The sequence below is a fragment of the Hyphomonas sp. UBA4494 genome (assembly GCF_002388935.1).
Classification (GTDB): domain Bacteria; phylum Pseudomonadota; class Alphaproteobacteria; order Caulobacterales; family Hyphomonadaceae; genus Hyphomonas.
Genome location: NZ_DGNK01000038.1, coordinates 44,118 through 57,631 on the forward strand (window position 1 = coordinate 44,118; position 13,514 = coordinate 57,631).

The window sequence follows — 13,514 nt, forward strand, 5'->3', positions numbered from 1 at the left end:
ATCGGCGCTTGCGCCTTATGTATCCAGGAAGCTGCGCAGTTTGCGGCTGCGGCTCGGATGCTTCAGTTTGCGGAGCGCCTTGGCTTCGATCTGGCGGATTCGTTCGCGGGTCACCGAGAATTGCTGGCCGACTTCTTCCAGCGTGTGATCCGTGTTCATACCGATGCCGAAGCGCATGCGCAGCACGCGTTCTTCACGCGGCGTAAGCGAGGCGAGCACGCGCGTCGTCGTTTCGCGCAGATTCGACTGGATCGCGGCGTCGACAGGCAGAAGCGCCATCTTGTCCTCGATGAAGTCGCCGAGGTTTGAATCCTCGTCGTCGCCAATCGGCGTTTCCAGAGAAATTGGCTCTTTCGCGATCTTCAGAACCTTGCGGATCTTTTCCAGCGGCAAGCCCAGCTTTTCGGCCAGTTCTTCGGGGGTCGGCTCGCGGCCGATCTCGTGCAGCATCTGGCGCTGGGTACGGATGATCTTGTTGATCGTCTCTATCATGTGCACCGGGATACGGATCGTGCGGGCCTGGTCCGCGATGGACCGGGTAATCGCCTGACGGATCCACCAGGTGGCATAAGTCGAGAATTTGTAACCGCGGCGGTATTCGAATTTGTCGACAGCCTTCATCAGGCCGATATTGCCTTCCTGGATGAGATCCAGGAATTGCAGGCCACGATTGGTGTATTTCTTCGCGATGGAGATCACGAGGCGGAGGTTCGCCTCGACCATTTCCTTCTTGGCGATGCGCGCTTCGCGTTCACCCTTCTGCACCGTCTGCACGATACGGCGGAAATCATCGATCGGAATACCGATTTCCTGCGCGATCTCGGAAATATTGTCGCGGGACTCGGTGATCTCGGCTTCCTTGCCTTCGGCAAAGCGCTTCCACTTGGCCGACAGGCCCTTGACCGCGTCCAGCCAGTCCGGCTCCAGTTCGCGGCCAAAATAGTTTTCGAGGAATTCCTTGCGCGGCACGCCATAGGCATCGCCCATGCGCATCAGCTTGCCTTCCATGCCCATCAGCTTCTTGTTGATAGCATAGAGCTGTTCGACCAGCGCTTCGATCCGGGCATTGTTGATGTGGATCGTCTTCAGGTTTTCGACGATCGAATTTGACAGCGAGTCATACTCTTCCTGAGCCTTCGGCGTCAGGTCCTTGCCTTCGAGGCGGCGGTTGACGAGCTTGTCCTGCAGCTTGCGGTATTTCGCAAAATCGTCGGCGATCTCGTCCAGCTTGGCCAGAACGCCATCGCGCAGTTCGGCTTCCATGGCGGACATGGACATTGCCGCAGCATCATCCTCGTCCTCGTCGTCATCATCGTCTGAGGATTCTTCGCCTTCGGCTTTCGCCTCGTCCGCTTCGTCTTCTTCTTCCTTGGGCTTTGGCTCAGGCGGCGGGTTTTCCGCGCCATAGGTGGCCTCAAGGTCGATCAGGTCACGCAACAAGATGCGCTCGTTCACAAGCTCGTCGCGCCAGACCATCATGGCTTCGAAGGTCAGCGGGCTTTCGCACAGCCCGCGGATCATCGCATCGCGACCAGCCTCAATGCGCTTGGCAATCGCGATCTCACCTTCACGCGACAGCAGCTCAACAGCGCCCATTTCGCGCAGGTACATGCGGACCGGATCATCGGTGCGGTCAGAACCGCGCGCATTGCCCTTCTTGGCAACGACTTTCTTGTCTTCAATTTTGGTGAGCGCCTTGCCTTCGGCTTCGGCTTCTTCTTCGCTCTCGACCACTGCAATGCCCTGTTCGGAGATCTGGGACATCACGTCCTCGATCTGGTCGGAGGTCATTTCGTCATTGGGAAGCAGAGCGTTGATTTCGTCATGCGTGATGAAGCCGCGCTTCTGAGCGCGCTTCAGGACTTTCTTGACGTCGGTCGCATTGAAATCGACCAGGCCGTTTTCATTGTCCTTGTCGTCATCACGGTCGCCATCGCCGGAGACGTTCTTTTTCTTGGTGGCTGTTGCCATTCAAATCTCTCCTGTGAGGACCCCGACTGCGCTTGCCGAGAACTCTCCCAAAATAATACCTGCCTGTTAGCTTTCGCTGACTGTTCCTGCTGCCTCGTACATGCGGTCCCGCAGGACCGTTCGGTTCTCAACGAGCTGAAGACGCCTGTGCCATATACATGACGGCAGGGTCGATCCCTTGCACGCAGCATCCATGCCACGGTCAAGAGCAGGCTCGTGTGAACGTCCGTCTTCCAGAAATTGCTCGATGGCCGTTGGCCAGTCCTTTGCCTCGGGTTCAAAAACCGCGTTCAGAGGCAGATGAGGATAGTGTTTGAGCAGTTTGTCAGCGCGCATGTTCCCTGCTTACAGTAAATGGGCATGGATTGCGTTGCGGTCAATAGGTTTTCCTGCGTTTGAAGCCGCGATGCCTAATTGCTGGAGCCATCTGGCTTGAACCAGGGGTTCTTCTCTTCGAACTGTTTCCAGAAATCGCCGATATTCGCCTTGCCCATCGCCTTTTCCTGCTGATCGACCAGAACACGCTCCTCATAGGCCTTGCGCTTCTCGGCCACCAGTCGACGTTTCAATTTGAGACGCCGCACTTCGTCATCCGCAGATGGGGCGGTGTCGACCGGGATGAACACCTCGATCGCAGCTTTCCAGGACCGGTAGGCCGGATCGTCAACATTGATCCGCGATACCTGCGTCATGTCGATCTGGGAGACTTCCCGCTCATGCCCCTCCCGCGCCAGCAATTCCAATACGGCGTCGAAAGTCAGCTCCCTGTTTTCGATCAGGAAATCAACGAGCAGGTCGCGCAACCGGTTGGACATTACATTGCGGAAATCCGCCGCGATCAGCGTCTCTTCCATCCCGGACAAGATTGCAGGACTGGCAATGGCCTGCATCAGCAGCAGGACACCGGGGCTCTGTTTGCCGCCGGTTTGCGGCCCTGTTGATGGGCTGCCTCCATAGGGGTACGCGCCGCCCTGCCCCCGTCCTCCGGGCTTGCCGTTGGTAAAGGAACTCTGCCGCTTGGCCTGACGGATCTGCCAGAAATGATCCTTCATGCGCGCGCGCAAGTCACGCTCATAGGCCGCCTTGACGCCGGGATGCTTGATCTGGGCTGCAGCCTGCATCAGCCGCGCCTCCAATCCGGCCTGACGTTCCGGCGTATCCAAGGGCTCAGCATCGCGCTCGCGCAGCCAGAGCAGTTCCGACAGGGCGATTCGCCCGTCCAGTGCTTCGCCCATCGCCATCGGTCCACGCTCGCGGATCAGGTCATCCGGATCCATGCCGTCTGGCAACAGCACGAAGAACAAGGACCGGCCTGGCTCGACATGCGGCAGCGCGCGGTCAACGGCGCGATAGGCGGCGCCAAGACCAGCCCGGTCACCATCGAAACACAATACCGGCTCCGGACCAGCGCGCCAGAGCAGGCTGATCTGCTCCTCGGTCAGCGCCGTGCCAAGAGGGGCAACCGCCTGACCGAAGCCTGCCTCGGTCAGTGCGATGGCGTCCATATAGCCTTCGCAGACAATCAGGCCGCCGCCCTCACCATGCCCCAGCGCCTCGCGTGCCGCCTTGTAGCGGTAGAGCACGCGAGATTTGTGAAATAGCGGCGTGTCGCCGGAATTGAGGTATTTCGGCTTCGCGTCCGGCGTCAGCCCGCGACCGCCAAAGGCGATGATTCCGCCCCGGCTGTCAGGAATCGGAAACATGAGTCGGCCCCGGAACGCATCATAGGGCTCCCCGCCCTTGTCGCTTTCCTTGGTCAGGCCAGCTTCCAGAATCTCGGCGGCGGTAAACCCTTCGGCCTTCAGGTGCGCGCTCGTCTTGCGCCAATCATCCGGCGCATAGCCCAGCCTGTGGCGCTTCCAGGCCGCGGGCTTCAATCCCCTGCCCTCAAGGTATTCGCGCGCCGCGGCGCCTTCGGACGATTGCAGTCGTTCTTCGAAATACGACGCGGCTGCTTCGCAGACTTCCTGCAACCGTTTGCGATGGTCATAGGCTTCAGCGGCACGCGGATCGGACTTCGGCAATTCCATGCCGGCCTCTTCGGCCAGCTTCTCAACCGCTTCCATGAAGGAGAGCCGCTCGGTCTCCATTACGAAACTGATGACATCACCACCCATGCCGGACGAAAAGCATTTGAAGATGCGCTTCTGGTCGTTGACGTAGAAGCTCGGTGTCTTCTCGGCCGTGAACGGCGACAGCCCGACCCATTCCTTGCCCTTCTTGGTCAGCTTCACCTTGCGGCCGATCACATCCGAAGGCCGGATACGGGCCTTCAGTTCATCGACGAAGCCATCAGGAATGCGGACAGGGGAACTCATAGCGGCGCAGTGTAGCCTCAATGGGGAATTGGGGGAACGCTCCCCTGCCTGCTGAGGAACCGGAATTGCACAAAAAAGGCCCCGCGCGAGCGGGGCCTGATCTTGATGCCAAAGGAAATGGCTTAGTCGATGTCAGCCGTGAAACCCAAAGCACTGTTGAATTCCTGTTCGCTCAGGTCGATGACGATCTCGCCATCGCTGTCGCCTTGGGCAACCATGATCTTCGCAGGATCGATCAGGAAGCGTTTATCCGTCACAGCTTCGACGATGCCATCAGACACAACAGCATACTTGGCCTGGCCGTCTGTCTTCATGATCAGGTCTGTGACGCGCACGTCCTTGTCATTGAAAGCCAGATTGATGTTCGTGCCAGTCAGCTCTGACGCAAGACGATAGTCGTTCATGCCATTCTGCTCGAACTCCTGGAGGTCATCCAGCATTTCCTCGGTCAGATCCATACGCGCAGCAGGTTCACCTTCCTCGTCGAACCAGATTGAGGCTTGCTCGAATGACACGGCGTGCAGATCACCGGCAAAACCATCACGAATGATCAGCATTGGTTCCATCGTACCCGACGCCAGCATGACGTCTTCAACTTCGCCAACTTCCTCGCCATTGGAGTCCATGACTTCTTCGCCGATCAGCTCAGATGTGAGGAATTCGCCAGATGTCAGTACATAGTCGTCGCGGTCAGCCTCGGCCATATTGGTCTCGGTCGTCGCATCGCCGTAAACATCATTTTCGGTGTCGAACTCGCCATCATAGGTCGCGGTCTCGGTCATCGCCGTTGTATCGGTCTCAGCGGTCTGTGTGTGGGTATCAGCGCCCGAACAGGCCACAACACCCATCATCAGGGCAGCCGCACTCGTAGTCAGAAAAAGCCGTTTCATTTCAAAGTCCTTTCGTTGTGATCAATGCACAACCAACGGACCTCTAGCGGCCTTTGTTCCAACCTTTCGCAGAATTAACCAGCTGGGCCATCGGCTATTTTGCCGACGCCTTGTTCGATGTCAGCGCCTTGCGCATGACCTTGCCGGCGGTGCCGGATTCGATCTTTCCGGGATAGCGTTGTTTCAGGGCCGACATGCACCGACCGATATCCTTCAGTTTGCTGGCGCCGAGGTCTTCAACCACTTCTTCAACAGCCTCTTCAAGCGCCTTCGTACAGAGCGGCTCAGGCAGGAATTTGCGGATAATCTCGATTTCTTCGCGCTCACGAATGGCATCTTCGATACGGCCGGCATCATCATGCTCGTCGGCTGCTGTTTCGCGCTGGGCGATCATGATTTCGAGCACGTTACGCACGTCGGCATCCGGACAGCCTTCGCTGTCGCCACGCCCACGGGCGCACACATCACGGTCACGAATGGCCGCATCAATCAGGCGCAGCGTCGACAGGCGGGTGGTACAGCCACCGTCCTTTTCGCGCTCGGCATGCAATGCCTGCGCAACGCGCGCTTTAAGCGTCATCATGTCAGATTTATCTTCGTGGCCCATTCAAAATACGCCTTTCACACCAGCAACGTTCGTCTATGCTTGACGTTGCAGGGACTCAGTCCCATTACCCGGAAAAATGTCGGCGGAGAGAGTTAACCGTCTGACAACGATCCCGGAAGGCCAGCCAAATATGTCCGAACAAAGCAAAAAGCAAGCCAGCTCAACCGCCACGGGAGCTATCGCCTTGTCTGACGGCACTATTTTCTTGGGAAAAGGTGCAGGTGCCGAGGGCGTACACGTCGGTGAGCTCTGTTTCAACACAGCCATCACAGGCTATCAGGAGATCCTGACAGACCCCTCCTACTCATCGCAGATCGTGCTCTTCACCTTCCCGCATGTGGGCAATGTCGGCGCAAATGCTGATGATCACGAGGAATCCTCGCTTCCCGGCGCGAATGGGGCCTGCGGCACGATTTTCCGCGAGCCGATCACAGCGGCGTCCAACTGGCGGTCTGGCGAGGAATTCGGCGACTGGCTGACCCGCCGCAATATTGTTGCCCTGTCAGGCGTCGACACCCGCGCCATCACGCGCATCGTGCGCGAGCAAGGCATGCAGAAAGCCGCAATTTGCCACAAGCAGGACGGTAATATCGACCTTGATGCGCTCATTGAGGCTGCCCGCGCCTGGAACGGCCTGGAAACTGCTGACCTTGCCGCAGATGTAGATACAGATGCGCCCTTCGAGAATGCTCAGCGCCTGTGGCAGATTTCCGGCGGCTATAGCGACATGGCCGACGCCAAACACCATGTCGTCGTTGTTGATTTCGGCGTAAAGAAGAACATCCTGCGCAATCTGGCCCAGACTGGCATCCGCACCAGTGTCGTGAATGGCGATGCCACCGCGGACGAGATTTTCGCCCTTAATCCCGATGGTGTGGTCTTTTCCAACGGTCCCGGCGACCCCGCCGCGACGATTGCCCGTTCCGGCGACATGATCCGCGCAGTCATCAACAAGGGCCTGCCAATTCTCGGCATTTGCCTTGGCCACCAACTGCTCGCCCTCGCACTTGGCGCCAAGACCATGAAGATGGCTCAGGGTCACCATGGCGCAAACCACCCGGTAAAAGACCTGGTCACCGGCAAGGTCGAGATTGTGTCGATGAATCATGGCTTCACAGTAGACCCGTCCACGCTGCCTGAGGAGGTCGAGGAGAGCCATCGCTCACTCTTTGATGGCACCAATTCTGGCCTCGCCGTGAAAAACCGCCCGATCATTTCCGTACAGCATCATCCGGAAGCCAGTCCCGGCCCCCAGGACAGCTTCTACCTGTTCCAGCGCTTTGCGGACCTGATGGCCGCGCACAAGTCCTGATACCGGCCACCGCGCCCGACATTCCGGCCCAGCATGGACGCTCCCCTTCCCCTACCGGGTGACAATCGTCTCGGCTGCGTCGCCGCAGACCTTGCAAGCCAGGGCTGGTCATGGCAGCCAGGCTTGCTGCCAGATACCTTGCTGGCCGCCATGCGCGCAGAGATTCAGAGACTGGACGCAGACGCCACACTGGCCCCGGCCGGAATCGGGCGCGATGATGACTTTCAGGTCGACCGCTCCATCCGCAAGACACGCATCACATGGCTTGATGGCTCCAGCGCCGCCCAATTGGCCTTTGCCGAATGGGCTGAACACTGGCGGGAGTTTCTCAACCGCACCCTTCTGCTTGGCCTGTTCGAGTTCGAAGCCTGCTACGCCGTCTATCCGGAAGGGGGCTTCTATGATCGCCATCTCGATAGTTTCGAAGGCGCGAAAAATCGGATCGTGTCGATCGTGGTCTACCTGAACGAGGCTTGGAGCGTAGACGATGGTGGCGCGCTGCTGGTCTGGCCGGAAGGCGCGACCGATGAAGCCTCTCCCGTTGCCTGCATTGTCCCGGAAGGCGGCGGGGCGGTGTTCATGCTGTCGGAGACGATCCCGCATGCCGTCGAGCCAACAGCGCGTCTGCGCTATGGCATTGCAGGGTGGTGGCGCGTAAATCCCGCGATAAATGGGCTCGCGATCCCGCTGGACTGAGCGACGGCCAACTGAATCAGGACAATTTCCGCAATAGGTGTTCAATCGTGTTGTAGATCGACTCGACTGTCACACCCGGCACTTGCCGGCTGAGCGCGACGCCCGCCCCGTTCAACGCCCCCTGCAGGATGACTGCAGAAGATGCCGCATTTTCGGTCGCTATAGCCCCCTGTTGGACAAGGTATTCGACGCCAACCCGCACACTTTTTTGGCTGAGATCAAAATCGGCCTCATACCAGTCCCGTCCCAGTGCCGCACGACCATCGATCAGCACAATCCTCTGATAGTCGGGCCGCGCGGCCCACTCCAGATACCGGCGCGCACCAGCGAGCATTGCCGAATATGGATCGCCCGAAGACCGGCCCTCCGCGGCGGCCGCCTGCGTGTCCTGGTTCATTTCCTGTTGCAAGGTTCGCCAGACCTCATAATAGAGCGCCTGCTTGTTCTCGAAATGATGGAACAGGGCACCCTTGGTGATCCCCGCATCTTCCACAATACTTGAGAGACTCGCTTCAAATCCTTCATCGGTAAAACGTTGCCGCGCCGCGCTCAGAATGGCTGAGCGTGTCTCACTGGCCTTTTTGGATCGACGGTTGGACATGTTTAGCTTTTCGGTTGTCGATCTAACATACCAGTGGTATGTAAAATTACCAATGTGGAGGCTCGAGAACGGTTCGTTCCCGATAAGGTACCACCAACTAGACACCAGGCTGGGTGGCATTCCGATACTGCATTGCCAAAGTGGGACGCGGGACGGTTACGGAAACGGGCAGACTGCCTGACGCCGTAACCGTCTTTCCACTTGTCGGCACAGGTCGTCACTTCCGGCAATCATCCCCCCGCACAATCTGTAGTAAACACTACAGGATCGAAAGGGCTTTGCAAGTCGTTTGCAAGGACTGGCGTCCACCTGTCATGTAAAAGGCGGCGGGCCTGCTTGGAAGCAGGCCCGTCTCAACTATCCATCAAATTGTGAGGTAGAACTACTCGTTCCGCTCAAAGCGAACAGAACTGGTTTTGATGGCACTATCCTTAACAAAGCCGGGCTGACCACTGCCCAAACTGAGGATGGCTTCGGTGCCCTGCGGTGTGACGAACTTCCCATCGATCGCGTAGTAGCCAATGCGCTCTGCCGATAGCGTAAGGCTGACAGTTTGGCTTTCTCCAGGGGCAAGTTCCACGACCTCGAACGCCACCAGCTCGACCTGGGGAATGGCGGCGTGCGCCCGGTCTTGATGCTGGATATAGGCCTGCACCACTTCCCGGCCGGGCATGTCGCCCGTATTTGTCACAGTCACGCTGACCGGCAGAGGCTCTGAGGCGTCATGCGTCTCCGGCACCGACAGGCCGCTATAGTCGAAGCTGGTATAAGAGAGGCCGTGGCCGAATGGATAGAGCGGCTCGCCCTCGTAATATTTATACGTCCGGTTCGCCATCGAATAGTCGCCAAAGTCCGGCAGATCATCGACTGACTTGTAGAAGGTCACCGGCAGCCGGCCCGACGGGCTGAATTCACCCCAGAGCAGGTCTGCAATGGCCTTGCCCGCCTGCTCGCCCGGATAGAAGGCCTGCACGATGGCCGGCAAATTCTCGTTCTCCCAATTCAGGCCCATCGCCGAGCCGGAGAAGTTCACCATCACGACAGGCTTGCCCGTGGCGTGCAGCGCTTTCAGCAAAGTCTCTTGGCTTTCCGGCAGCTTGATATGCGTGCGGTCACCGCCGAGGAAGCCATCGAGCTCGACGCCCATTTCCTCGCCTTCGAGATTGGCATCAATGCCGCCGAAGAACAGGATCACGTCTGCATCTTCTGCCGCCGCCATGGCTTCGGCTTTCAGGTCACGGGAAACGTCTGTCCAGTTGAGATAGGCGTATTTGTCCAGCTGGTCGCGCGGCCAGCCACTGTCGAATTTCAGCACCATACGGAAAGAATAGGCTTCACCTGCCTGCATTTCGACGCCGTCCATCTCGCCGACGGCTTCCCCATTGATCTCGACCTCACTCCACCGCGAAGGCTGGAAACGATAGACGCCATCAGCTTCGGGCACGATCACGCCGTCCCAAGTCGCGCTGAATTCGTCATTCAAACCGCCTGTGCTGGGGGTGCGGTCCCAGTAGAAGTCGATCTTCTCTTCGACCTGTTCCAGCGTCGGCTCGCCTTCGAGCGTCTTGTTGGGATAGTAGGCCGCCTTCACGCCCGGCACGAGATTGCCGTCGGTATCCTCATGGAACAGAGCGGAAGCAGGCACAGGCTTGTAGTTGGAGTAATTGTCGCCCGCGATGGTCGAGCCGACTGCATAGGTGACGTTCTCGGCACCGATCTTTTCCTTCACGCCTTCCAACGCCGTAACGGGCTGGGTTGGGCGGCCATAGTAGTTTGCCACCAGCGTCCACCAATTGTCGGCATTTGGACCGATCACGGCAACCTTGGTCTCGGGCGCCAGCGGCAAGATGCCGTCATTCTTCAACAGGACAAGGGACTGGCGCGCTGCCTGCTCAGACAGGGCAATGTGTTCGTCACTCGCCACGATATCGAGCGGCGTATCGGCCCACGGCACCAATGCGGGATCATCGTACATGCCAAGGCGGAACAGTGCAGTGTAGAGCCGCTCAACCGACTGGTCGATGGTGGCCTCATCGATCAGGCCCTGTGCCACGGCGTCTGGCAGGGCATCCATTTTGTTGCCTTCACCATCCCCGCAATTGAGGTCGGTTCCCATCTTCACCGACAGGGCGGCTGCTTCGGCGCGCGTATCAACATAGTCATGCGCCGCATAGGGCGCTTCGCCTGCCTCATGTTTCGCTTCGTCATAGTAGAAGTCGCCAATCGCGCCGCAGTCGGAAACCACATAGCCGTCGAACTTCAATTCATCGCGCAGCAAATCCACCATTAGCCGTTCGCTGCCACAGGCTGGCGCGCCCCAGACGGCGTTATAGGCGCACATGACCGAGCCGACATCTGTCTCGTCGAACGCCATCTTGAAGGCCGGCAGATAGGTTTCCCAGAGATCGGCATCAGAGGCGTGATAATCGTCGCGGTGGCGCGACGGCTCAGGGCCGGAATGGACGGCGTAATGTTTCACTGTCGCAATGGCTTTCAGGTATTTGTCGTCATCGCCCTGGATGCCGTTGACGAAATTCACAGCCATGCGGCCCGTCAGGAACGGGTCTTCGCCATAGGTTTCCTGACCCCTGCCCCAGCGCGGGTCCCGGAAGATGTTGATGTTCGGCGACCAGAAGGTCAGGCCGCCATACATGGCGTACACATCTTCAGAGGCGTAATAGTGATGCTTGGCGCGGCCCTCGTCGGAAATCGTCGTGGCGATCTCCAGCATCAGGTCTTCGTCCCAGGTCGAGGCCAGGCCAATTGCCTGCGGGAAGACGGTTGCGTGCCCTGCGCGCGCGACCCCGTGCAGGGCCTCGTTCCACCAATTGTATTCGTGCAGACCAAGGCGCGGAATGCCGGCAGCCTTGTCATACATTTGGGCGGCTTTCTCTTCCAGCGTCATGCGGCTGACGAGATCCCTGGCGCGGGCCTCCGGGCTCAGGGACGCGTCCATATAGGGCAAAATTACCGGCGCCGTCTCGGCCGTGGTCTCCACCAGCTCAGCAGACGTTTCCCGTGCGTCCAGACTCGCGCACCCGGTCAACAGCGCGATGGATGCCGCAGCCCCCAGAAGATTGAATTTATTCAAAATTTTATGCCGCTGCATAGCCATGCCGGTCTCCCTGTGACGTTTCTCAGGGGCGGCGACCATGCGCATACACCCCCATATTGGGCGCATTGTTGCACGCTAACATTTTTTACGCCAGAAGCTTTTTTTGGCTTTTTTACCTGCGGTCAGACCGGCTTCAGTGTCTTCGGATCAAGCCCGCCCATCCGGCAGACTTCCTTCCACTCGTTCGGCTTCACAGGCTGAACCGACAGGCGAAATGACGTGACCAGACTCATGTCTTCCAGCTTCGGATTGGCCTTCACGTCTTTCAGCTTCACGGGCTTGGGCATGTCGGCCAGCGCGCGCAGATACACACAGTCCCAACGCTCATCATCTGTCGTGGAATCGGGTGCACTCTCGGCAGAAACTTCCACCACGCCCACGACTTCCAGTCCCTTGTTGGAGTGATAGAAGAAGGCCCGGTCGCCAATCTTCATGTCGCGCATGAAATTGCGGGCCTGATAATTGCGGATGCCGGACCATTCCTCGCCCTCATCGCCCTTGGCCTTTTGCTCGTCCCAGCTCCACGCGTCGGGTTCGGATTTGAACAGCCAGTATTTCATTTATCCTGCCTCGTCTTTTCTGCTGCGTTTGGAAGTAACCGGATTCAGGCTGGCGTCCAGTGCAGCCCGGACCAGACGGTCATAGAGGGCCCAGCCTTTGTAACGTGCCATGGCAGGATCGACACTCTGCCAGGCCCATGCAAAAGCCTCTGCATGATGCGGCGTCGAGATCGCTGCGCGCAGCGGATCCATCACGATACGGATGGTAAAAAGCAATGCACCCGTCTCTGGCAATTTCCGGATTGTCTGGCGCTCCACGCGCAGGTGCAGCTGGTCCAGCGCGTCTGCTTCTGGCATTGCTTGCGCGCGGGCTTTCAGGGGCGCAGAGCTGGGCGTGAACCGCTCATCTCCCGGCTGGACCGACCAATTGCACCGTTCCAGCACGAGCCCCGGCCTGAGCCCATCAAAGATGCGGGAGATACGCGCGGCAAGGCCCGGGTCCCCACCCGGTACAGGGGCGTGCAGTCCGCCAAGCGGCTTGCCAAACTTCTCGGCGAGGCTCCAATAGGTTGGCGTGCAGAGGCTGGCGGCCTTCAGTCTCCACAGCCCCTCAGCGTCACGCACCATGATGCAGAGATCATCCGAAACCATTGCGGAAGCCGCTTCCAGCGGGGTAGACCAGTCGCCAACTGCCGGACCGGTTGCTGCCAGTACAGTCGTCGCAGCCTCTGTCATTTCGGCGTCTGCGTTATGGGCTGCAAAGACGTCTGATCGGCGCGTTCGCATCAATTCACGTTTGGGGGCAAGCCACACCGCGGCCTCGGTGTCCGGCCACAACCAGGCTTCGGGGGCAATCGGCTTCAGTCCCGGCGCAATGCTGGGTGGCCCGTCCAGAAAAGGCAGATAGGGTGGTGCACGCATGCCTTGGTGTCAGACCGGAACCGCTGTGCCCCAGCTGACGAAGCCAGCCACTTTGGGCGTTGATGGCAGATACATCGTCTCAGCGTCTTCCAGCCGGAACCCGGCCGAGGCAAACATGGCTTCGGTATCGCGCGTCAGGTGACAACCGCCCGCAAGCGGCTTCCACACAGGTTCGATCCGTCGCTGCCACTTCGACACGCCTTCATCGGGCGCAAGGCCATGTTCGGAGAACAGGATCTTGCCGCCGGGCTTCAGAACACGGCGCACTTCCTTCAGCGATGCCTCCCAGTCCGGAATTGTGCACAGGACGAAGGTTATGACGACCGTGTCGATGGAATCATCTTCCAGCGGAATGGATTCTGCGCCGGTCTGAAGAAAATCGATATGGTGGCCAATGCCGAGGCGCCCCGCTTCGCGGCGAGCCTTGTTGACCATCAATTCGGAAGGTTCCAGCGCGTAGAGATGGTCGACCTTGTTGCCATCATAGAGCGCGAAATTCGTACCCGATCCCGCACCGATTTCCAGCACCTGACCGGTAGCCTTCGGCACGACTTTCTCGCGCTGTTTCATAATCGGCTTGGTG

The 13,514-nt window shown here is 58.8% G+C and carries 11 protein-coding genes; 2 read left to right on the plus strand and 9 right to left on the minus strand.

What is annotated here, in order from left to right; translation table 11 throughout:
* Positions 1 to 15: 15 nt before the first annotated feature.
* The 4 genes from rpoD to B2P82_RS14890 form a co-directional block, all read right to left on the minus strand.
* Positions 16 to 1,971 carry an RNA polymerase sigma factor RpoD gene (rpoD, locus tag B2P82_RS14875; RefSeq protein WP_290497740.1) on the minus strand — a complete coding sequence of 652 codons (1,956 nt, stop codon included), beginning with the start codon at positions 1,969 to 1,971 and terminating at the stop codon, positions 16 to 18.
* A 410-nt stretch (positions 1,972 to 2,381) separates the two neighbouring features.
* Complete coding sequence (dnaG, locus tag B2P82_RS14880) at positions 2,382 to 4,289, minus strand: DNA primase (RefSeq protein WP_290497741.1); 1,908 nt, start codon at positions 4,287 to 4,289, stop codon at positions 2,382 to 2,384.
* Positions 4,290 to 4,411: 122 nt separating this feature from the next.
* Positions 4,412 to 5,179 carry a PRC-barrel domain-containing protein gene (locus tag B2P82_RS14885; RefSeq protein WP_290497742.1) on the minus strand — a complete coding sequence of 256 codons (768 nt, stop codon included), beginning with the start codon at positions 5,177 to 5,179 and terminating at the stop codon, positions 4,412 to 4,414.
* A 94-nt stretch (positions 5,180 to 5,273) separates the two neighbouring features.
* Positions 5,274 to 5,762 (minus strand): GatB/YqeY domain-containing protein, encoded by a 489-nt coding sequence (locus B2P82_RS14890; protein ID WP_242517384.1) that lies wholly within the window; start codon positions 5,760 to 5,762, stop codon positions 5,274 to 5,276.
* 154 nt (positions 5,763 to 5,916) lie between these two features.
* Here B2P82_RS14890 and carA point away from each other — a divergent pair, with 154 nt between their 5' ends.
* Both carA and B2P82_RS14900 read left to right on the plus strand, forming a co-directional pair.
* Positions 5,917 to 7,098 carry a glutamine-hydrolyzing carbamoyl-phosphate synthase small subunit gene (gene carA / locus B2P82_RS14895; RefSeq protein WP_349679755.1) on the plus strand — a complete coding sequence of 394 codons (1,182 nt, stop codon included), beginning with the start codon at positions 5,917 to 5,919 and terminating at the stop codon, positions 7,096 to 7,098.
* Positions 7,099 to 7,131: 33 nt separating this feature from the next.
* Positions 7,132 to 7,794 (plus strand): 2OG-Fe(II) oxygenase, encoded by a 663-nt coding sequence (locus B2P82_RS14900; protein WP_290497745.1) that lies wholly within the window; start codon positions 7,132 to 7,134, stop codon positions 7,792 to 7,794.
* A 16-nt stretch (positions 7,795 to 7,810) separates the two neighbouring features.
* On the opposite strand, the gene B2P82_RS14905 is transcribed toward B2P82_RS14900, so the two are convergent.
* The 5 genes from B2P82_RS14905 to B2P82_RS14925 form a co-directional block, all read right to left on the minus strand.
* The gene (locus B2P82_RS14905) at positions 7,811 to 8,395 is read right to left on the minus strand and encodes a TetR/AcrR family transcriptional regulator (protein ID WP_290497746.1); all 585 of its coding nucleotides are present in this window, start codon (positions 8,393 to 8,395) and stop codon (positions 7,811 to 7,813) included.
* Positions 8,396 to 8,777: 382 nt separating this feature from the next.
* Positions 8,778 to 11,510, minus strand: coding sequence for a beta-glucosidase family protein (locus B2P82_RS14910; protein WP_290497748.1), 2,733 nt, complete (start codon positions 11,508 to 11,510; stop codon positions 8,778 to 8,780).
* 122 nt (positions 11,511 to 11,632) lie between these two features.
* Complete coding sequence (locus B2P82_RS14915) at positions 11,633 to 12,070, minus strand: EVE domain-containing protein (RefSeq protein WP_206991266.1); 438 nt, start codon at positions 12,068 to 12,070, stop codon at positions 11,633 to 11,635.
* Positions 12,071 to 12,931 (minus strand): heme-dependent oxidative N-demethylase family protein, encoded by an 861-nt coding sequence (locus tag B2P82_RS14920; RefSeq protein ID WP_290497750.1) that lies wholly within the window; start codon positions 12,929 to 12,931, stop codon positions 12,071 to 12,073.
* A 9-nt stretch (positions 12,932 to 12,940) separates the two neighbouring features.
* Positions 12,941 to 13,501 (minus strand): class I SAM-dependent methyltransferase, encoded by a 561-nt coding sequence (locus B2P82_RS14925; RefSeq protein WP_290497752.1) that lies wholly within the window; start codon positions 13,499 to 13,501, stop codon positions 12,941 to 12,943.
* Between the last annotated feature and the right edge of the window lie 13 nt (positions 13,502 to 13,514).